Consider the following 21,337-nt stretch of genomic DNA (forward strand, 5'->3'; position numbering starts at 1 on the left):
TGTTTGAAGTCTTCATATAATTATTCATCGTCCATTCCTCCTTTGTTTTATTATGCAACGTTATTAGTTTAACCGATTTTTTTTGAAAGCGCAACAAATAATTGCAAATTGTTTAAAAATTATTTTTATTAGGCTTTTTTCACGATCAACTAATCATATAAACAGCATAACGATTCTTGTATGAATCGTTATGCTTAATGACTAGCTTATTTAATTTTCTTCTGTAGTAACTTGATTTTCAACAGCCTCTTCATATAGTTCAAACTCTTCTGTCTTGCTCACTTCTTTTTCTGTATCTATTTTTTTGGTTTTTTCATCGAAAGAAATAGTGGAATTCCCCCCTGCTACAAGTAAAGATCCATCGTCTTGCGTATAAGCAGTAAATATGTAGATATTGCCTACTTCCGGGAGCTGATCGTCTTCAAAAACGTCATAAGCAGATCCATCTTCCCGAATTCCACCTTGTTTTTGAAGTACAATTTCTTTATCCATTGCTAATTCATTTTTTAAATTCGAAATTACTTCTACCTTATAATTTGTATATGCTTCACCAATATATTTAATTGAATCATCTTCTTGTTCAATTGGTGTTTCATTTTTGTAATCTGTTCCAGTTTCTTGCGTTACTTTCCCTACAAACACATAATCCGCATCGCCAACAACTTCATTCGGATTATCTATATCCAGTGTATAATCGGAATGAATAGCATATGTTGGTACTTCTTTTTTCTCAGGTTTAGTCTTTTCGGCATGCGTGTTTACAGTTAAGAAACAGCCGATACCTATAATACTAATTGTTGAAACGATGATTCCCATAGTTGTTTTTTTCAATTTAAGTACCCCTTTTAATATTTTTTATATGCTGCATCATAGGATTGTTTATCATTCGTAGATAAAGTTGTTTTGGATGTGCTATATTGATACATTACGTCACTAGAAGCATTATGCCCGAGTCGCAAGCCATGTCCAAGCTCATGTGTAGCAACATTTTGTTTTCCAGCATTATTTTTTTTATCCATATTTTTCTTGTTAAAAGTGATTTTCCCGTTACTATAAGTCGTTGCATTGATATTATTATTCGCTGAAATATCACTACAATATACGTCTGATTTATTCGCTCCTGAAGCTGGTCTAATAACCCCTTTTTTATAAGCATTCCAAGTATTAGCACCAGATTGAATAAATGACATATACTTTGAATTCCCCGAGTAATCTAGGTGTTTACTAGAATCTACTAAGTCCCAGCTATTGATTTTTGCCGCAGCATCCGCTTCTTGTCCTGGAAGTAAAATACTCCACAAACATACAAATGCTACTAATAATGATAAAATTTTCTTCATTCTACGCTCTCCCTCTTTGTATGTAATAATTAATAAAATGTAGCCTCAAACATATTGTCATAAAACAAACTACTATCTTTCAAACTCACTCCCTTTTTGTATTCACCTCACTTTAAAAGATACAATCGCCCATCATTTTCCCGTAGTAGACTGTGATTTTTTATTATCTTTCATCGAACAAAAAAAGTGTAACATGAAAATGAAATGTATAACCAAAAATGTAATGAAATGTCTGTTTCATGTCGTGAATGACTAAAAAGCATTCTTATTTAGAATTATTCTTACTCTTTCTGAAATAACTTTGCCTAAAAAGGCGTATTTCCACTCGTTTTAGAGCGATTATTAGTTTTTTATTCATTTTATGACATATACTTCACCAAATGTTCATCTAATAGGAACTACCCATCAATATTTAATACAATTATCTCTCTCAATATATAAAATATTATATTTTTATCGCATAAATATTCATGAGCGGTATATTAACTTAGTAAAACAATGGAAGCCAGAGCGGTGAATCCACCCCTTCTTTTGTTTGAATCATTGTCCATAATGTATCCAATAAAAATAATCTTGATGTTTTTTTCATGTTGTACTCCCTTTGTGTTAATATCTATTTAAGTGTAGCAAATACGGGGTTAAATTATTAATAGATTTATTTCACTTGGAACAAATAATAAGTTTTTAAACGCGTTGATATGACAATAGTTCTGAAGTTGTGTGATGTGTACTTTACAACAATACTATAATAAAAAAGACATCTAATAATTTTACTTAGATGTCTTTAATTTTTTATACATTTGGGTATAATCCCATTTTCCTTAACGAAGGCCTAAACATAACAAAAATCATATATCCAATAATGCCCCCAGAAAAGTTCAGTATTACATCATCAATATCGACAAACTTAAAGGGTGATTGATAAATAAGATCCTGTAATAATTGAGCAAGTTCAATCCCGACAGTTGCTATAAAACTTATAGCAAAAACACTTTTCCATTTTAATTTTGGATAACATAATGGTAAAAGCATTCCAAGGGGAACAAACATAATAATATTTGCAACTATTTGAAAAGCAGCAGATTCTCTTCCTGCAATAAACATTTCACTTATTGAATTAAAAGGAATTAAATTCATATAAGGGCCTGTTACAAATATTTTTGTATCTTCTATCAAGAAAGCATTTAACATAAGGGGAAAAATCGCATACTTGATTACACCACAAGCATATACATATAAACATGTTTTAAAGATAATCATCTCTAATTTTTCTCGTCTTTTCAACCATCTTAATAAGAAAAAGACAATATATACAATTAAAGCGATTGTCATTACTAATCCAGAAAATCTAAGCATGTTAACTCTCCTAATTCTTAGTTACTAATGGTTCCTTCGATTTTCACTGTGTACCAATCCATCGCTTTTTCAGCTTTTAAATAGTATTTACTTGATTTCGCATTTGCTTTTGTTGGAAATTCTTTTGTCTTATTTTTATAAAAATAATTCTTTCCTGAAGGAATACTGACTCTGCCAAAGTAATCATCTATTCCAAATTTCTCTTTGTGCAAAGTTACCGTCGAGTTGGGGTTACTATTCCCGAAACCTTTAGCCGAAACGTTCAATTTAACCGTTCCTTTGTTCAATGAATGATATTTTCCATTTGTAGCACCATTTACAGCTCGACGGTTCATCGAAATGGCTACTTTATTACTTGCTGCATAGACTGTAATGATTGGGGTTGCTATAATGCTTACACCTACAATGAAAGCCATTAGTCCTTTTAATAATCTCATCTTTCTGTTCATCTTGTTGCCTCCTTTTTGTAATCAATAGTTGCAATGCAAGAGTATCATAAAAAAGCGATGTATAACCAAAAATGTAATGAAATGTCCGATTCTTGTCGTGAACGACTAGAAAATGGAGCTTATTTAGAGATATTCTTACACAACGTGAGTATCATTAAGTTTTTTGGTCATAAGATAATACTCATTATGAGTTACTATTCACATTTTAAACATTCCTGTTTCTATTTATCACAAAAAATACATATCAATCCAAGATATGCGTTATTTCACTTATGGATATTCCTTATTTATTTAATTATTTATCAGTTTTATTTATTACTAGGTGAATAATATAATATAATTATTCACCTACGACAGACGAGACACGAGAAAAATTAATGAATACGATGAAAGACAGATTGTCAGGAATCTAGAAAATTGTGGGATAAAAATTAAATATAAAAATATCCCACAAAAAATCCCACAATAATTTGATATTGTATGATATTCAAATGAAATCAAAAAAATCAAAACCCCGCATTTCCTAAGAAAATACGGGGTTTTGATATCATATAAAATCGATTTAAAATGGACTTATTTTTTCACTTGGCTCATTACTTCTTCAACAAAGTTATCTTCTTTTTTCTCGATTCCTTCGCCTACTTCGAAACGTACGAATGATACAACTTTACCACCGCTTTGTTTCACATATTCACCTACAGTGATGTCTGGATTTTTAACGAAAGGTTGGTCTTCTAAGGAAATTTCGCTTAGATATTTTTTCAAACGGCCTTCTACCATTTTTTCAACGATATTAGCTGGTTTGCCTTCGTTTAATGCTTGTTGAGTTAATACTTCTTTTTCGTGTGCAACTTCTTCAGAAGAAACATCTTCACGAGAAATGTATTTAGGGTTGATTGCAGCAATGTGCATTGCAACGTCTTTTGCAACAGTAGTATCAGTAGTTCCTTCAAGAAGTGTAAGAACACCAATACGTCCGTTCATGTGGATGTATTCACCGAAAGCAGAGTTGTCTGCTTTTTCTTTTACTTCAAAACGACGAAGGGAAATGTTTTCACCGATTTTTGTAATTGCTTCAGTGATGTAATCTTGAACAGTTTGGCCATTAGGCATTTCTGTTTTAAGTGCGTCTTCTAAACTATCTGGACGAACTGCAAGAATTTGTTTAGCTAAAGCGTCAACTAATTGTTGGAAGTTATCGTTTTTAGCAACGAAATCTGTTTCAGCATTAACTTCAAGTACTACGGCATGTTTTTCATTGCTGATTACATGAGTCATACCTTCAGAAGCTACACGATCAGATTTTTTCGCAGCTTTAGCGATTCCTTTTTCACGAAGATAGTCAATTGCTTTTTCCATATCTCCTTCTGTTTCTACAAGTGCTTTTTTACAATCCATCATACCAGCACCAGTTTTTTCACGTAATTCTTTTACCATTTGAGCTGTAATGTTAGCCATTTATTTTCCCTCCAATTTTTCTCTTTAAAAAAGGTGATAAGAATAGTGCCTTATCACCTTGAAAGTTTCAAATAAAATCTTATGCTTCAGTAGTTTCTTCTGTAGCTTTTTCTTCTACAGGAGCAACTTCCGCTTCCGTTAACTCTTCCCCTTGGTTCACTTCAATGATAGCGTCAGCCATTTTAGCAGTTAAAAGTTTAACCGCGCGGATAGCGTCATCATTTGCAGGGATTACGTAGTCGATTTCATCCGGATCACAGTTTGTATCAACAATACCGATGATAGGAATATGAAGTTTACGAGCTTCTGCAACCGCAATACGTTCTTTGCGTGGGTCAACGATGAATAATGCATCAGGAAGACCTTTCATGTCTTTGATTCCGCCTAAGAAGCGTTCTAATTTTTCTTGTTCTTTTTTAAGAAGGACAACTTCTTTTTTAGGAAGGACTTCAAAAGTTCCATCTGCTTCCATTCTTTCGATTTTTTTAAGGTGTTGAATACGTTTTTGAATAGTTTCAAAGTTAGTTAAAGTACCACCTAACCAACGATGATTCACGAAATATTGTCCAGAACGGATAGCTTCGTCGCGAACGGATTCTTGAGCTTGTTTTTTAGTTCCTACGAACAGGATAGTTCCGTTGTCGCTAGCTACTTCACGCATGAAGTTGAAAGCTTCGTCTACTTTTTTCACTGTTTTTTGTAGGTCAATGATATAAATACCATTTCTTTCTGTGAAGATATATTTCTTCATTTTTGGGTTCCAACGGCGAGTTTGGTGGCCGAAGTGAACTCCTGCTTCGAGTAATTGTTTCATTGAAATAACAGGCATGTGTTATTCCCTCCTATTGGTTTATTTTTTGCGGATAACCGCCCTCCGCATGGATCAACCAGCTGAAAAACTTAAGCGAACAAGTCGTTAAGCACCTTCTCAGTCTGTCACCGTGCGTGTGTGATTTAACACTAACAATAAATATAGCATAATAGAGTTAAAGTTGCAAGTTATTGCGTTAAACTTCCTAAAATCTATACTAGTGTAAATTGAAGATTATTACAACTGAATATTGCCGGAACACCGAACGCCATTTTCGTTATTAACACGATAGCGTTCGGTGTACAAACTTTCTGGCGATATCCCTAACATTCTTAACTACGCATCCCAAATATATATCCTCTACAACTTACTTTGTAAAAATAATCTCTATATACTCACCTATAGTTAGAACAGCATATTCTTTATATTGCACCATTTCCTAAAACAACTTAGTAATCATGATATCCTCTTGCATATTTAAAAAATTCTACTTAACGATGTTTTATCAATCTATAAATAAAAATGGTTTTTCTTTTCTGAATTTGTTGTAATCTTTTCCATTTAAAAGCAAATGCTTATTTTTGAACAGGAAAGCTTTATTTTTTAATAATATTTTCTTATTTGGGCTTAGAGATTCTAATAATAAAATATCATTTTCTATGTGCTTTAATATATAAATTTTACCAGATAATATATAGTAAACATCGCAACTTTCTCTGATATTCTTTGTAATCATCACAACTATACTTATAAGAAACATTAAACCAAATAACATAGCCATAAAAATCATAAACACTTGTTCCCAAATATTATTTACTTTATTGCTAGCATCAATTGAATACGCTATACATATAAGAAAAATTAAAAATATGATTACATTACTTAAACTCAATTTCACTTTATTTTCAATTGAAACAAAGCCTTTCATCTTTAAACCCACTGCTTCCCATGTATAGAAGCTATTAATAACTGTGTAGCATAATCCTAAAAACCTATAACTAATGTAATTACCTCTGCCACTTTGTTTTCTCCTTTTTCAATCCACTATAACAGGTAAGAATTGTTTGCTCCATTAAAAACATTATTTACAAAGAAATTAAACAAATATAAAACCGCTCCAAAAATTAGCAACAGTGCTAATTTTTGGAGCGGTTTCTTTATCAATTCGCAACAATATTTACAAGTTTCCCTGGAACGACAATCACTTTACGGATTGTTTTGCCTTCTAGGTTTTCTTTCATTTTGTTGTCTTCTTGTGCGATTTTTTCTAGTTCTTCTTTTCCAAGAGATTTGGCAACGGTGATTTTGCTTTTCACTTTGCCATTTACTTGAAGTACGATTTCTACTTCATCTTCTACTAGTTTGGCTTCGTCGTATGTTGGCCAAGCTACGTAGCTGATTGTTTCGGTGTGACCTAGGATTTCCCATAATTCTTCTGCAAGGTGTGGTGCGATTGGTGACAAGAGTTGAACGAAACCTTCGACATATTGTTTTGGAATCGTATCTTGTTTATATGCTTCATTGATGAAAATCATTAGTTGCGAAATCCCAGTATTGAAACGCAGGTTTTCGTAATGGTTCGTAACTGTTTTCACCATATGATGATACGCTTTTTCTAAGTTAGCATTCGCATCAGTTGTCACTTTTTCAGCGAGTGTGCCTTCTTCAGTTACTAGCAAGCGCCAGATGCGGTCTAAGAATTTACGCGCACCTTCTAGTCCATTTTCATTCCAAGCAATCGAAGCTTCGAGTGGTCCCATGAACATTTCATACAAGCGAAGTGTGTCTGCGCCGTATTTTTCTACTACTTCATCAGGGTTAACGACATTGCCTCTTGATTTGGACATTTTTTCGTTATTTTCACCAAGAATCATTCCTTGGTTAAACAGTTTTTGGAAAGGTTCTTTTGTTGGAACTACACCGATATCGTACAAGAATTTATGCCAGAAACGTGCGTAAAGAAGATGAAGCACAGCATGCTCTGCCCCGCCGATATAAACGTCAACTGGAAGCCATTCTGCTAGTTTTTCTTTGTCAGCAATTGCTTCGCTGTTTTTTGGATCGATATAGCGCAAGAAATACCAGCTTGAGCCAGCCCATTGTGGCATGGTATTTGTTTCACGACGACCTTTACGTCCATTTTCGTCTGTTACGTTTACCCAGTCATGCAAGTTGGCAAGTGGTGATTCGCCTGTTCCTGATGGTTTGATTTCTGTTGCTTTTGGCAGAAGTAGTGGTAGTTCTTCTTCTGGTACAAGCGTTGTTTCCCCGTCTTCCCAGTGGATAACTGGAATTGGTTCACCCCAATAACGTTGTCTACTGAACAACCAGTCGCGCAAACGATACGTGATTTTACGGCTACCGATGCCTTCTTTTTCTAGCCAATCAATTGCAGCGGTAATCGCTTCTGCTTTAGCTAGTCCGTTCAAGAAATCGGAGTTAATATGTGGTCCATCGCCAGTGAATGCTTCTTTTGTAACGTCGCCGCCTTCAAGAACAGGACGAATATTCAAACCAAATTGTTGCGCAAATTCAAAGTCGCGTTCATCATGGGCTGGTACGGCCATAATTGCGCCCGTTCCATATTGAATCAACACGTAGTCCGCAATCCAAATTGGCACTTCTTCGCCATTGATTGGATTAATTGCGTAAGCTCCTGTGAAGACACCTGTTTTATCTTTTGCAAGGTCGGTTCTTTCTAGTTCGCTTTTTAGTTCTACTTGTTTTTTATATGCTTCAACTGCTTCTTTTTGTTCAGGTGTTGTGATTTTTTCGATAAGTTCGTGTTCTGGTGCAAAAACTGTATAGGTTGCCCCAAAAAGTGTATCCGGACGTGTTGTAAAGACGTTAAACGTTTCATCGCTATCTTTAATTTTAAAAGTAACTTCTGCTCCTTCTGAACGACCAATCCAGTTACGTTGCATATCTTTAATATTTTCAGGCCAATCCACTAGATCAAGATCATCTAGCAAACGATCTGCGTATGCGGTAATTTTAAGCATCCATTGACGCATTGGTTTACGGAAAACCGGGAAGCCACCGCGTTCACTTTTGCCATCGATAACTTCTTCATTGGCTAAAACTGTACCAAGTGCCGGACACCAGTTTACAGCGATTTCGGCTTCATAAGCTAAACCTTTTTCATATAGTTTTTCAAAAATCCATTGTGTCCATTTATAATATTCAGGGTCTGTTGTATTGATTTCACGATCCCAATCGTAGGAAAAACCAAGTGATTTAATTTGGCGAGTAAAGTTCGCAATATTCAGCGCGGTGAATTCTTCTGGATCATTCCCAGTATCAATCGCATATTGCTCTGCAGGAAGTCCAAAGGCATCCCAACCAATTGGATGAAGGACGTTCTTCCCTTGCATCCGTTTCATACGAGACAAAATATCAGTTGCTGTATAACCTTCTGGATGTCCTACGTGAAGACCTGCTCCAGATGGGTAAGGGAACATATCTAGTGCATAGAAGTTTTCTTTATTTTTATCTTCTGTTGTTTTGAAAGTGTTGTGTTCACTCCAATATTGTTGCCATTTCGGTTCCATTTTTTTATGATTAAATGTCACTTTACTCATCCTCTTTTCCTTAAAATATCGAATTTTGGCTACAAAAAAATCCCTACATCCCAACGGCTTATCGCCATGGGACGAGAGATACTTCTCCCGCGGTACCACCCACATTAGTGTTTGACCACTCAACTTAACAATTCCTTAACGCGGAAAACGGGGATACACCCAAGCTCCATGGTAAGTTCATCCAGATTTTGTGACTGACTTGCACCAACCGTCAGCTCTCTTCACATCAAAATATGCAGATTACTACTCCAATTCATCGCTATTTCGCAAAATTCATTAGTTTTATTGTAGCTGAATTTCATTTTTTTAGCAAGCGCTCTGAAGATTTATCTAACTTTCCTAACAAAATGTGCTAAAATGAATGGAGAATTTCATTTGAAGGAGTCTAAAACTATTGAAACAAACGAATCCATTTGTATATAGTAATGATAATAAAAGATATCATACATGGAACTACTGCTTAAGAGAAGAATTTGGGCAAAAGACTTACAAAGTGGCGCTTGATGGCGGCTTTGATTGTCCAAATCGTGACGGTACTGTAGCGCATGGTGGTTGTACATTTTGTAGCGCGGCTGGTTCTGGGGACTTCGCTGGCAACCGGGCACTTGATTTAAAAATACAATTCCAGCAAGTTCGCGACAAAATGCAAACGAAATGGAAAGACGGGAAATGTATCGCTTATTTCCAAGCTTTCACGAATACACATGCACCGGTTGCCGAATTGCGCGAAAAATTTGAAACAGTTTTGAATGAGCCTGGTGTGGTTGGACTTTCGATTGCGACACGGCCTGACTGTTTGCCAGATGATGTCGTGGAGTATTTGGCTGAATTAAATGAACGTACTTATTTATGGCTGGAGCTTGGATTGCAATCTGCTCATGATGAGACTGGCCGCTTAATCAACCGGGCGCATGACTATGATTGTTATCTAGAAGGCGTGCGCAAACTGCAAAAGCACAATATCCGGATTTGTACCCACATTATTAACGGGCTTCCAAAAGAAACACCGGAAATGATGATGGAAACAACGCGGAAAGTAGTCGAAAGTGGCGTGGATGGTATCAAAATCCATTTGCTTCATTTATTAAAAGGAACGCCAATGGTAGAAGATTATAAAAAAGGTGACTTAGAATTTTTAACTCGGGATGGCTATGTAAACTTAGTAGCTGATCAACTAGAGATCTTACCGCCTGAGATGGTTATTCACCGGATTACTGGTGATGGCGGCGTAGATGATTTAATTGGCCCCGTTTGGAGTTTAAATAAGTTCGAAGTGTTAAATGCGATTGATGCGGAACTTGTTCGAAGAGATAGCTGGCAAGGGAAACACTATCAACCTGTGGAAGTGATTTCCGAATGAATTTAAGAGGCATTCTCCCCTTCGCTCACGATACGCTACGAAAAGTAGTTCGTCCTGGTGATTATGTGATTGACGCTACTTGTGGTAATGGACACGATACGCTTTTATTAGCGGAACTTGTTGGTATTAATGGGCATGTACTTGGATTTGATATCCAACAAGTGGCTGTTGATGCGACGAAGGCTCGTTTAGAAAATGCGGGTGTTTCTTCGCAAGTAGAACTCGTTTGCGCTAGCCATGCACGTATCCCTGCGTACACATCCAGACCTGTTCGCGCCGCTATTTTTAATCTTGGATATTTACCAGGTGGCGACAAAGAAATTACAACAACCGCTGATTCGACGCTAGAAAGCATTGGCCATTTAATGGAGCTGCTCGAAGTTGGTGGCGTCATTATTCTTGTTATTTATCACGGCCACCCTGCTGGAAAGCAAGAAAAAGATGCTGTCATGACTTTTTGCGAAGCTATCCCGCAACAAGATTTTCACGTATTATCTTACAACTTTATTAATCAAAAAAATGATGCCCCGTTCGTTATTATCATCGAAAAAAGAAAACCTAGAAAAAGCTAGTAATTAGCCAGTCTAGGTTTTCTTTTATTTTCCAAAATCGTATTTATCTGCTACGTATACATCATACCAAATCATGAAAATAACGACTGTCCAGATTTTACGACTGTAATCGAATTTACCGGCACAGTGGTCGTCTAGTAAGTCTAGTACATATTGTTTGTTAATTAAATGATCGGTTGGTGATTCTTTAATGATGTTTTTAACCCAAGCGTTCATTTCGTCTTTTAACCAGTGACGAATTGGTACTGGGAATCCTAGTTTACGGCGGTTAAGTACGTGTTCTGGTACAAATGTTGCTGCCGCTTTACGTAAGATATATTTGGTTGTTCCATTGGTTGTTTTCATTGTATCTGGAATATTTCTTGCCACGTTGTACACTTCTTTATCAAGGAAAGGTACACGGACTTCCAGCGAATTAGCCATCGTCATGCGGTCAGCTTTGAGAAGAATATCTCCGCGAAGCCACGTATGAATATCAATGTACTGCATTCTTTCTACAGGATGATAATTCGTTGTTTCTGCATAAAATGGATCTGTAATGTTCGTATAGTCATGACCAGCTTGATATTTTGGAAGTAAAATTTGTTTTTCTTTTTCCGTGAACATTTTGGCGTTTCCGATATAACGTTCTTCCATCGGCGTTGTTCCACGTTCTAAGAAACTTTTACCACGCATTCCTTCTGGCATAATACGCGCCAAGTTATTTAACATTGATTTAAATACACCTGGCATTTTGTTAAACATTGCAAGGGAATTTGGTTCGTTATAAATGTTATAACCACCGAAAAGTTCATCTGCGCCTTCACCTGATAATGCTACGGTTACTTGTTTGCGCGCTTCTCTTGATAAGAAATAAAGCGGAATAGCAGCCGGGTCAGCAAGTGGATCATCCATGTGCCAAACAATTTTCGGTAGTTCTTTCATATATTCTTCTGGTGAGATAACATAACTAATGTTTTCTACGCCAAGTTTGTCCGCTGTTTCTTTTGCTACATCGATTTCACTGAAACCATCGCGTTCAAAACCAACTGAGAATGTTTTGATTGCTGGGTGGTATTCTTTGGCAATTGCTGCAATAATCGATGAATCAATACCGCCAGATAGGAATGAACCAACTGGTACATCAGAGCGCATGTGCATTTTAACAGAATCATACATCACGTCACGCACTTCTTTAATCCATGCGTCTTCTGATTTAGTTACTGGTGCAAAAGATGCTTTCCAATAAGTCGTAATTTCCATCGGTTGACCAATTTTTTTCGTAAACTGATGTCCTGGCTCTAAACGTTTGACATTTTTAGTTAAGGAATCTGGTTCTGGAACAAATTGGTAAGTCATATAGTTTTGTAATGACACTTCGTCCAATTCTTTTTCTTTTAACGCATGTAAAATGGATTTCTTTTCAGAACCCATGAACAGCTTGTCGTCTTCTTCTGCATAGAAAAATGGTTTAATGCCGAATGGGTCGCGTGCGCCGTAAACAAGTTCTTCTTGTTTGTCCCAAATAACAAAACCAAACATCCCGCGAAGGCGTTCTGCTGTTTTTTCCTTGTATTTCGCATATGTAGCGATAATTACTTCGGTATCACTTTCGGTTTCAAATGTCATTCCTTCAGCAACTAATTGCTCGCGGAGTTCCACATAGTTATAAACTTCTCCATTAAAAATAATCCAGTAACGTTCATTTTCATACGTTAACGGTTGATGACCGTTTTCTACATCAATAATACTTAAACGGCGGAAACCAAACTGCACGTGATCATCTGTGAAGTATCCTTCATCATCTGGCCCACGGTGCGTAATCATACTGTTCATTTGTCTAAAGGTTTCTTTATCAGCGCCAGTAATTTCTGTAATGCGGTCATGTACGCATCCTACAAATCCACACATGGTAACATTTCTCCTCTATATAGATAATCATTTTATCTTTTTTTCACAACGTCTATCATATCATAACTAGACTTTCTTTGCACTGTTTAGGAAAGAAAAAAACCGAACATTTCTGAGATGAAATGCTCGGTTAGGCTTATTTTACGATTAATTTTTTCAATGCCTCAGCTTTGTCGGTTCTTTCCCAAGGTAAATCAAGATCGCTACGGCCAAAATGACCAAAGGCAGCTGTTTGACGATAAATTGGGCGACGCAGGTCTAGCATATGGATAATGCCAGCTGGGCGTAAATCAAATAATGCATTTACGCCATCAATTAATTCTTGTTCGGAATAATCACTTGTTCCATATGTGTCGATAGAGATAGAAACTGGACGAGCAACTCCAATCGCATAAGCAACTTGTACTTCTACTTTTTTAGCAAGTCCTGCAGCAACGATATTTTTGGCAACATATCTTGCAGCATAAGCGCCAGAACGGTCTACTTTGGTCGGATCTTTACCGGAGAACGCTCCCCCGCCATGACGTGCATAACCACCGTATGTATCCACGATGATTTTACGGCCAGTTAAACCAGCATCACCAAGTGGGCCACCGATAACAAAGCGGCCAGTTGGGTTGATAAAGTATTTCGTATCTTCATCTAAGAAAGAAGCATCAATCACTTCTGGGAAAAGATGCGTGTGCAAGTCTTTCGCAATTTGCTCTTGTGTGATATCAGGATGATGTTGAGTTGAAACAACAATCGTATCAATCCGAACAGGTTGATTAAACTCATCATATTCTACTGTTACTTGCGTTTTTGCATCCGGGCGCAAGTAATCTAATTTATTTGTTTTGCGTAACTCGGTTAATTTGCGAGCTAAACCATGCGCTAAGAAAATCGGTAATGGCATTAGTTCTTCCGTTTCGTCTGTTGCAAAACCGAACATTAACCCTTGGTCTCCCGCTCCGATTGCTTCAATAGCAGCGTCAATTTCGTTGCCACTTCTGGATTCTAACGCTTCGTCTACGCCTTGTGCGATATCTGGTGACTGCTCATCAATTGCCGTTAAAACAGCACATGTTTCTGCATCAAAGCCATATTTCGCACGGGTATAGCCGATTTCTTTAATAGTATCGCGAACGATTTTAGGAATGTCGACATAAACAGACGTCGTAATCTCACCTGCTACTAATACTAAACCCGTTGTCACAGTGGTCTCACAAGCGACACGCGCGTCGGGATCTTTTGAAATAATTGCATCTAAAATTGCATCAGATATTTGATCTGCAATTTTATCTGGATGTCCATCAGAAACCGATTCTGATGTAAATAGATGACGGTTCTTAGCCAATTTTATTTTCCTCCTTCAATTCTCTCCAAATACGTCTCATATAAAAAGCCTCTCTCTATTTTGCACAAAACGCGCACGAATAGAGAAAGGCTATAATTATACCTTTGCTCTCATCGTTCAGAAGATAATACTCCTGCAACAGATTAGCACCTTTCACTTATATGTGTAGGTTGCTGGGCTTCAAAGGGTCAGTCCCTCTACCGCTCTGGATAAGAGATAAATTTTAATTCTAAGATAGAATACCATAAACTGGTGTCAGATGCAATAATAATTCGGTTATGTGTTATGATAAAGCAGTCATCTACCCGCTAAAAATGGCCGAAAATTGCCTTCCTTCATTTTTTCACTTATCATTATTTCCAACCTGTGGTATGATAGATGGATAAAAAAGATGTTTTACTTAACTAAAGGAGATTGTATCTATGAGTTTAATTCCACTATCCTTGATTATTTTTCTTGGGTTTTTAGCAGTTTTATGTTTATTTGATTTTGTTTTTCGTTTATATTGGTTTAAATATTTCCTAGCAACTATGGGACTAATTGCAAGTGGTGTGGTATTTTTCATTAGTTTTTACGGCGGCGGGATGTCCCAAACAGAAATAGCTATTGCCATTTTCATCGGTTCATTTGGTGAATATGTTGTATCTCTTATTATTAGCCTCGTTCGTTTTATTTCCAGAAAGTCAAAAAAACCTAAACAAAAGAAAAAAGCTAAAACAGCCTAAAAAGCTAGCGACAAATATGTCGCTAGCTTTTTTTATTTGCGTCTAATAAGAACGAGTGAAGTAGCTAAAAGGAACATACCAACGATAACTGGAATAGTTGATTTTGTATCACCTAATGCTGGGATGCTTTCATTTGTAGCCGTAGTATTTTGCTTGGTAGGATTTACCGTTATATCGGTGTTACTACCATTTGTCCCATTGCTGCCATTCGTATTATTTCCGCCATCATCTGGTGTCGGTGGTTTAGGCGGCGTCACCTTCTCTTCTACTGTAAGACTTACATCGATTGTTTTAGCTTTATTCCCGTCTGCATCTACTGCATTTAAGTGGATAGTATATTTTCCTGGTGTTTTTAACATATTCGGGTCAAAATCTGTCATGATTTTAGAACCATCGTCGGTGGCAGCATGAATGTCTTGTAAAAATCCCGTTACTGTCTTAACCGTTCCAACAGGGTAACTAATTTTTTTATCTGCCGTAATTATTGGTGCAGTTGTATCTTTTACATGAATAGTTATTTCTACCGGTATTGCTTGATTGCCAGCAGCGTCAACAGCGTATAGATGAACTAAATAATCTCCTGATGTGTTGACAATTGCCGGGTTATAATCAGTTGTTATTTTGGAGCCATCATCTGTATTGGCGCCAATTTTTGCGAGTAGTTGTTGTTCTGTCATTGGCGTACCACGTTCGGCCATTATTTCTCGGCTAGTTGTTTTTATGACCGGAGCGATAGTATCTTGGACTAACACGTTGATTCTAAGTGGCAATGCTTTGTTCCCACTTTGATCTGTCGCTTGGAGTAAGACTTCATAATTTCCTGTTTTTGTTAGATCAATTTTCGAAAAATCAGAGTTGATTGGGCTATTATCGCTTGTTGCGGCTTTAATATCTGTGTAGAAAGCTTGTTCTGTTTTTGTAATGCCTCTTTCGTAAGTAATTGATTGATCAGCTGTAATGATTGGAGGAATGGTATCCTCTACTTTCATCGTCACTTTTACAGGAGTGGCTTTATTACCACTTGCATCCTCTGCATTTAATGTGACTGTATAGGTTCCAACCGTATCAAGATCTTTACTATTAAAATCCGTTGTGATTGTAGATCCATCATCTGTAGTTGCCTCAATATCTGCTAAGAAATCAGCTTCGTTTTTATTGATAGTTCTTTCATAGGTGATTGCATTTAATGCATTGATAATCGGTCCTTTTGTATCTACTACTGTAATCGTAACAGTTACCGGATCTGCTTCATTGTTGCTCTCATCTTTTGCATTTAATACGACTGTGTAGGTTCCTTCTTGCGCAAGAACGGTTGGGTCAAAATTACTAATGATGGTTGATCCATCATTAGTTGTAGCATGAATATCTGTTAAAAATTGTGCGACAGTTTTGGTTGTCCCTTTTGCGTAGGTTATGGTTGTGTCTGCTGTGATAATTGGTTTTTCTGTATCAGCAACGGTCACAGTAATAGTGACTGGGTCTGCTTTATTGCCACTTTCATCTTCTGAATTCAGTGTTACCGTATAAGTTCCTGCTGTATCCAGATTTACGGCTGTGTCAAAATCACTTGTAACCGGAGTGCCGTCATCTGTTTTAATAGCTAAATCAAGGAAGAAGCCTGTTTCTTGTTTCTTTTCTCCTCGCTCATAGGTAATGCTTGTTGCGCTGGATGAGATTACTGGTTTTTGTGTATCTTGAACAACGACGGTTACTTTTACTGGCAAAGCATAGTTACCATTTTCATCAACAGAACTTAATGTTACTTGATAAGTCCCTACTTGCTTCAAACTAATTGGGTTGAAGTTAGAAGTTACTGCTGAACCGTCATTCGTTGTTGCATTTACATCCGTTAAAAAGGCAGCTGCAGTCTTCGTGGTTCCTTTTTCGTATGTGATAGTTGTATCTGCTGTAATAACTGGTGGGGTTGTATCACGTACGGTAACTGTTATGGTGACTGGATCGGATATATTACCACCTGTGTCGGTAGAGCTAAGTGTCACATCGTAATCCCCGGGTGTATTTAAATCTACTACAGTTGCAAAATTAGAAGTTATTGCTGAGCCATCGTTTGTAGTAGCATGGATATCCGTTAAGAAATCAGTAGCAGATTTGGTTATGCCTTTTTCGTAAATAATGGCTTCATCAGCAGTGATTACTGGTGCGGTCACATCTTTTATTGTGACATTTACTGTTCTTGGGATTGCTTGGTTTCCACTAATATCGTTTGCCTTTAATGTGACTGCGTAGACTCCCGGTGTGTCAAATTTCACTTGATCCGCAAAATCACTTGTAATCGTTGCTGGTTCATCTGTCGTTGCATGAATATCAGTCAGGAATTGTGCTTCTGTTCGTATATTTCCTTGATTATAACTAATCGCTTCATCTGCACTTATAATCGGCGCTACCGTATCTTCCACTGTTACGATGACATAAATGGGATCAGATTGGTTACCCGCTGCATCGGTAGCTTCCACTAAAACCGTATAATCACCTGGCGAATCCATTCTCACCATCGTATCAAAATTGGTTTTAATCACCGCGCCGGCTTCCGTTTTTACATTTACATCGTTTAAAAATTCCTCTTCCGTTTTCTTTGTATTTATTTCATACGTGATCTTGTCGTCAGCTGTCACAACTGGCGCTTGTCTGTCTACTGTGAACGCTTTTTCTGAAGCTTCTGATGTATGACCAATTCTGTCAGCCGCTGATACTGACAATGTATAATTTCCATCATTCAATGTAGAGAGATCAATTGGAACTGGGGTTTGAACTCGAATGGTAGCACCACTCTCTTCCACACCTTGCTGGATAATAAGTCCATTTGCATCTTTAATTGCCCAGTTGATTTTATACACTCCTGCGCCATTAATATCATCTTCCGCAACGACAAGAGCGGTTGTTGGATTGTACGGTTTCATGTTTACAGAAATAACTTTCGGACTTCCAACATCAACTACAGCAACACTTACTTTCACATCTTTCGCTGTATATCCACTCGCCGGGTCAAGTGATGCAGTCACATAATAAACACCTGGCGCATTCCAGTCAACTGGGTTTTCAGGGTCTTCTGTTAGTTTAACGTACTTAGGATCGATGGACACGCTATCCATTGTTTCTGCATAAATATGAAAATGCCCTTCATTTCGAACATCTGTTAAGGATGTATACTTTCCAGCTGCTAGAGCTACACTCGTCACATCGATTACTGCAGTTTCGTCAGCAGTCGAAGTCATAAGTGTAATTTCCTTATTAATTACAGCTGTTTTCGTTCCTTCTGTTCGCTTAATTGAAGCATCTACAGTTATTTTCTCATCATCTACTGCGGTAACTACATAAGTCACATTATTAGCACTATCTAAACCATTAAATGCATAAATAGCATTTGCAGGGACTACTTCGCCAACTTTAAAAGCCCCATGGCTATCTGCGTAGCTTTTCTCTAGTTTTGGAGTCTCAAGTGGGTGAATCAATTGGACATTTCGCGTACCAGTGGTTTTATTACCACTTCCTGGCAAATATTCAATTTGGTAAAGCTGCTGTTGTACGCCTACAGTATATAAATCAAACGTGTTTTTAGTGATGGATTTTGTTACATCCGATGAATCAATTCCAGAGTATGCTTTCACCCCTTCTAGTTCATCAAAATCCGCACGTCGTTCCCCTTGGTAAAATGCTAAGATTGGATTACCTGTATCGAGTACTGGAGCTGGTTGCAAATTAAATTCTGCAAATATCATCGCCCCATTCGGGTTCACATCATAGGTGTTAGGATATTCTACATTTTGGATATACCCATCATTATTTAATCCATCGTAGCTAAAGAAACCATCTACTTTATTGCCGACGCCATTAATAATAGTTGTCAATGAATTATGTTGATTCGTTCTTAAAATCTGGCTATCCGTTACGTTCAAATCATTTCCAAGCGCTAAATAATATCCGTTATTTTTGTTTAATGGCTCACTACCAAAAATGCTTTCTTCCGCGTGTGTACTACCACCTAAAAGCAGACCTTTTCCTTCACTGTAAATCACACTATTTAGCGTCGTGGAGGAGTTCATCGTCATTTTTTTAGTCTCAACTACTTGTTCTGACGCGATATTAACAAGCGCGATATACCAGGTAGTGGGTGTTGACATGACCACAAACACATTCCCATCGCCACGATCTTCCATAAATATATAAGGGGAAGAGTTTGCTAAAATTTCAGGAACAGAATCAAACAATGTAATTTCTTTATAATTATTTTCTGATTCACGAATGGACATTTTAAGTTGGTTGGCACCATTTACATCCGCGTTATAAGCCATCAGACCTTTATTATCTACTTTAAGGACATCTGTCCGTTGATATTTGGCCCAGAAAGTATTATCTAATGGGTTAAATTCATTTTTTGTAATGGATAATGAGGCTGGTTCTAAAGTATAACGAATAAACTGTTTACCTTGCGCAGCATACCGAGCTGAAGCTGACATGGTTAATGTATTACCTTCCATTTGAATATCCATAAAATAGGCATAGGTTAGATCTGATCTTGATGGAACACCGTAACTAACGTATGATTTATGGGCTATTTGGAAGTTACCATTTGCATCAATTGATTTTACAATTAATGTACTACCACCACCAGAGTCTCCGTAGTAATTGACTACTTCCCCACCAACATAAAAAGTCGATTTACTCGAGTTGGTTGTAATCGATTTATACGAACTAAACCATTTGTCAGCTGCATATTGTGAATTGTAATTACCGTCCTCATAGTTAACAACACGTGCCCACTCCACTTTTTTTGTGGTTCGATCGACACGCATAATAATCCCTTGATCACGGTTTGGAATTTTATTTAATTGCCCATTTTCATTTAAAATGGGGGTTCCTTGTATGTATTGACCTTGCACTGTTCCAATCAAAATAATATCGCCATCTGAGGTTAACTCAAAATCCTCATCAATCGATAATTTCCCGTTATTTTGATCACTAATCGACATATCCACCTCAAAATTAGGCAAAACTTTCCCTTCTGCAGATTGAAAGCGATTATCTGAAATCTCCGGTGAAATATCATCTGGAGAAATATCTCCCACCGATTTTGCTTCTGCTTTCATTCCAGTAAGACAAATTAATGATAGCAAAAAAGTCATCATGCCTATAAAAAATTTACTTTTCATTCATCCCCATCTCCCTTTTTTAAAAGTCCCCCAATTATTTTATCCCCATTCCTAAAGCTATTGTCATGTTATTCCCCTATTTTATCTATGACAAACTTGATACTAAATTAATTGAAAAGCATTTTTAATGATTTCTACTGATTCATTAAAATTGATCTTCTCTGTTTCTGTTAAAGGTGGCTCTAAAATATCAATTACACCATTTGCACCAATGAGTGCTGGCTGACCAATGTATGTGCTTGTTTTTTCTGAAAATACAGCTAATGGGAAAACTTGTTTAGCATCTGTTAAAATCGCATCGACAATCCCCGCTGCGGCTGTGGCTATTCCAAAACTCGTCCAGCCTTTTCCCGTTAAGATATTCCAACCACCCCCGCGAACCGCGTCTTTTAATGCGGGTAAATCAAGAGAGGTCGTTGTTTTATAATCTTTGATACTTACACCACCAATTTTCACCGTAGACCAAGCAACGAATTGTGATTCACCATGCTCACCAAGAACATATCCTTCCACGCTCTTTGGATTAATATGTAATGCTTCTCCTACTACCCGCCTCATTCTTGCTGTATCAAGTGATGTTCCCGTCCCAAATACCCGTGAATGATCAAAACCAGATAATTTCTGAATAAGCATCGTAATCACATCGCACGGATTTGTAATATTCACAAAAATCCCTTGAAACCCCGATGCGATAATTTTTGGTACAATCTCAGCTACCGACCGGCTTGTTTCAACGAGTTCTTCCATACGGTCTTCTCGTAGTAATGTTTCTGGACCAACAGCCATAACAATAACATCCGCATCACCTAGTGCGCTCCAGTCGTTCGAAGTAATCATTGTATAAGAATTCGTCATCGAAGCCATATCACGCAGTTCTAGTGCTTCACTTTCTGCTTTGGTTTCGATTTTATCTATTAACACAATTTCATCACAAATCCCTTGAGTAACAAGGGAAAAAGCCACGTCGCTCCCAACATGACCAGTACCAATTATTCCAACCTTCCGTTTCAAAAAATCCCCTCCACAATTAATTACTTGAATTTAATGCGATTAATTCATATTTAATGATAGTTTTATTATTTTCCCAAACGAGTTTACGAGGGATCGCTTCTCCAAGTGTTTCGCCTTCTTTTGTTTTACGTACTGCGATTGGCACATCAATTGGATAAATACGATAACCTAATTTTTCCAGTTCAAAGAAATTATCAGAAATTCGCTTTTCTTTTCCTTTTGTTACAATCATTGTGTTTACCTCTAGTGGCATACCCAATTTTCCCACCTCCAGTTTCTT

The 21,337-nt window shown here is 37.1% G+C and carries 16 protein-coding genes, 1 riboswitch and 1 other annotated feature; of the genes, 3 read left to right on the forward strand and 13 right to left on the reverse strand.

Annotated features, from left to right (window positions below):
• Positions 1 to 210: 210 nt before the first annotated feature.
• The 8 genes from CKV70_RS08395 to leuS form a co-directional block, all read right to left on the reverse strand.
• Positions 211 to 831: a hypothetical protein gene (locus CKV70_RS08395; protein WP_014600888.1), complete on the reverse strand. Its 621-nt coding sequence runs from the start codon at positions 829 to 831 to the stop codon at positions 211 to 213.
• Between the two features lie 14 nt (positions 832 to 845).
• Entirely contained in the window at positions 846 to 1,340 is a 495-nt protein-coding gene (locus CKV70_RS08400) for a matrixin family metalloprotease (protein WP_003733229.1), read from the reverse strand.
• Between the two features lie 792 nt (positions 1,341 to 2,132).
• A complete protein-coding gene (locus CKV70_RS08405; protein WP_014600889.1) occupies positions 2,133 to 2,696 on the reverse strand; it encodes a VanZ family protein in 564 nt (187 codons plus the stop codon).
• A 17-nt stretch (positions 2,697 to 2,713) separates the two neighbouring features.
• Positions 2,714 to 3,145, reverse strand: coding sequence for an Lmo1656 family SNX6-recruiting virulence factor (locus tag CKV70_RS08410; RefSeq protein ID WP_014600890.1), 432 nt, complete (start codon positions 3,143 to 3,145; stop codon positions 2,714 to 2,716).
• A gap of 573 nt (positions 3,146 to 3,718) precedes the next feature.
• Complete coding sequence (gene tsf / locus CKV70_RS08420) at positions 3,719 to 4,603, reverse strand: translation elongation factor Ts (RefSeq protein WP_003733232.1); 885 nt, start codon at positions 4,601 to 4,603, stop codon at positions 3,719 to 3,721.
• Between the two features lie 79 nt (positions 4,604 to 4,682).
• Positions 4,683 to 5,432 carry a 30S ribosomal protein S2 gene (rpsB, locus tag CKV70_RS08425; protein ID WP_003723971.1) on the reverse strand — a complete coding sequence of 250 codons (750 nt, stop codon included), beginning with the start codon at positions 5,430 to 5,432 and terminating at the stop codon, positions 4,683 to 4,685.
• A gap of 487 nt (positions 5,433 to 5,919) precedes the next feature.
• Positions 5,920 to 6,342, reverse strand: coding sequence for a hypothetical protein (locus CKV70_RS08430; RefSeq protein WP_022741846.1), 423 nt, complete (start codon positions 6,340 to 6,342; stop codon positions 5,920 to 5,922).
• Positions 6,343 to 6,574: 232 nt separating this feature from the next.
• On the reverse strand, positions 6,575 to 8,986 hold the full coding sequence (gene leuS, locus CKV70_RS08435; protein ID WP_022741847.1) for a leucine--tRNA ligase: 2,412 nt from the start codon (positions 8,984 to 8,986) through the stop codon (positions 6,575 to 6,577).
• A 73-nt stretch (positions 8,987 to 9,059) separates the two neighbouring features.
• Positions 9,060 to 9,261, reverse strand: a binding site (T-box leader).
• Positions 9,262 to 9,389: 128 nt separating this feature from the next.
• Between leuS and CKV70_RS08440 the strand changes: the two genes are divergently transcribed.
• On the forward strand, positions 9,390 to 10,355 hold the full coding sequence (locus CKV70_RS08440) for a tRNA modification radical SAM protein MnmL/YtqA (RefSeq protein ID WP_014600892.1): 966 nt from the start codon (positions 9,390 to 9,392) through the stop codon (positions 10,353 to 10,355).
• The gene (locus CKV70_RS08445; RefSeq protein ID WP_014600893.1) at positions 10,352 to 10,927 is read left to right on the forward strand and encodes a tRNA 5-(aminomethyl)-2-thiouridylate-methyltransferase MnmM; all 576 of its coding nucleotides are present in this window, start codon (positions 10,352 to 10,354) and stop codon (positions 10,925 to 10,927) included. Before CKV70_RS08440 ends, CKV70_RS08445 begins: the two co-directional genes overlap by 4 nt.
• Before the next feature lie 24 nt (positions 10,928 to 10,951).
• Here CKV70_RS08445 and asnB read toward each other — a convergent pair whose 3' ends face one another.
• Complete coding sequence (gene asnB, locus CKV70_RS08450; protein WP_009930749.1) at positions 10,952 to 12,817, reverse strand: asparagine synthase (glutamine-hydrolyzing); 1,866 nt, start codon at positions 12,815 to 12,817, stop codon at positions 10,952 to 10,954.
• A 136-nt stretch (positions 12,818 to 12,953) separates the two neighbouring features.
• Positions 12,954 to 14,153 (reverse strand): methionine adenosyltransferase, encoded by a 1,200-nt coding sequence (gene metK, locus CKV70_RS08455; RefSeq protein WP_003733235.1) that lies wholly within the window; start codon positions 14,151 to 14,153, stop codon positions 12,954 to 12,956.
• A gap of 107 nt (positions 14,154 to 14,260) precedes the next feature.
• A riboswitch (SAM riboswitch) is annotated at positions 14,261 to 14,369 on the reverse strand.
• A 206-nt stretch (positions 14,370 to 14,575) separates the two neighbouring features.
• On the opposite strand from metK, the gene CKV70_RS08460 reads away from it, so the two are divergent.
• Complete coding sequence (locus CKV70_RS08460; protein ID WP_003723256.1) at positions 14,576 to 14,878, forward strand: hypothetical protein; 303 nt, start codon at positions 14,576 to 14,578, stop codon at positions 14,876 to 14,878.
• 32 nt (positions 14,879 to 14,910) lie between these two features.
• Here the strand turns inward: CKV70_RS08460 and lapB are convergent, their stop codons facing one another.
• From lapB to CKV70_RS08475, 3 genes are all read right to left on the reverse strand, one after another.
• Positions 14,911 to 20,046, reverse strand: coding sequence for a surface-anchored adhesin LapB (lapB, locus tag CKV70_RS08465; RefSeq protein ID WP_014600894.1), 5,136 nt, complete (start codon positions 20,044 to 20,046; stop codon positions 14,911 to 14,913).
• Between the two features lie 102 nt (positions 20,047 to 20,148).
• A complete protein-coding gene (locus CKV70_RS08470) occupies positions 20,149 to 21,057 on the reverse strand; it encodes an L-lactate dehydrogenase (RefSeq protein WP_014600895.1) in 909 nt (302 codons plus the stop codon).
• Between the two features lie 16 nt (positions 21,058 to 21,073).
• Positions 21,074 to 21,316 carry a DUF2584 domain-containing protein gene (locus tag CKV70_RS08475; RefSeq protein WP_003727325.1) on the reverse strand — a complete coding sequence of 81 codons (243 nt, stop codon included), beginning with the start codon at positions 21,314 to 21,316 and terminating at the stop codon, positions 21,074 to 21,076.
• Positions 21,317 to 21,337 lie beyond the last annotated feature (21 nt).

This window comes from Listeria monocytogenes (genome assembly GCF_900187225.1).
Lineage (GTDB): Bacteria > Bacillota > Bacilli > Lactobacillales > Listeriaceae > Listeria > Listeria monocytogenes.

Coding starts and splice junctions, on each gene's coding strand:
- CKV70_RS08400 (WP_003733229.1), bottom strand. CDS start 1,340: ATGAAGAAAATTTTATCATTATTAGTAGCATTTGTATGTTTGTGGAGT.
- CKV70_RS08405 (WP_014600889.1), bottom strand. CDS start 2,696: ATGCTTAGATTTTCTGGATTAGTAATGACAATCGCTTTAATTGTATAT.
- CKV70_RS08410 (WP_014600890.1), bottom strand. CDS start 3,145: ATGAACAGAAAGATGAGATTATTAAAAGGACTAATGGCTTTCATTGTA.
- tsf (WP_003733232.1), bottom strand. CDS start 4,603: ATGGCTAACATTACAGCTCAAATGGTAAAAGAATTACGTGAAAAAACT.
- rpsB (WP_003723971.1), bottom strand. CDS start 5,432: ATGCCTGTTATTTCAATGAAACAATTACTCGAAGCAGGAGTTCACTTC.
- CKV70_RS08430 (WP_022741846.1), bottom strand. CDS start 6,342: ATGAAAGGCTTTGTTTCAATTGAAAATAAAGTGAAATTGAGTTTAAGT.
- CKV70_RS08445 (WP_014600893.1), top strand. CDS start 10,352: ATGAATTTAAGAGGCATTCTCCCCTTCGCTCACGATACGCTACGAAAA.
- asnB (WP_009930749.1), bottom strand. CDS start 12,817: ATGTGTGGATTTGTAGGATGCGTACATGACCGCATTACAGAAATTACT.
- CKV70_RS08460 (WP_003723256.1), top strand. CDS start 14,576: ATGAGTTTAATTCCACTATCCTTGATTATTTTTCTTGGGTTTTTAGCA.
- lapB (WP_014600894.1), bottom strand. CDS start 20,046: ATGAAAAGTAAATTTTTTATAGGCATGATGACTTTTTTGCTATCATTA.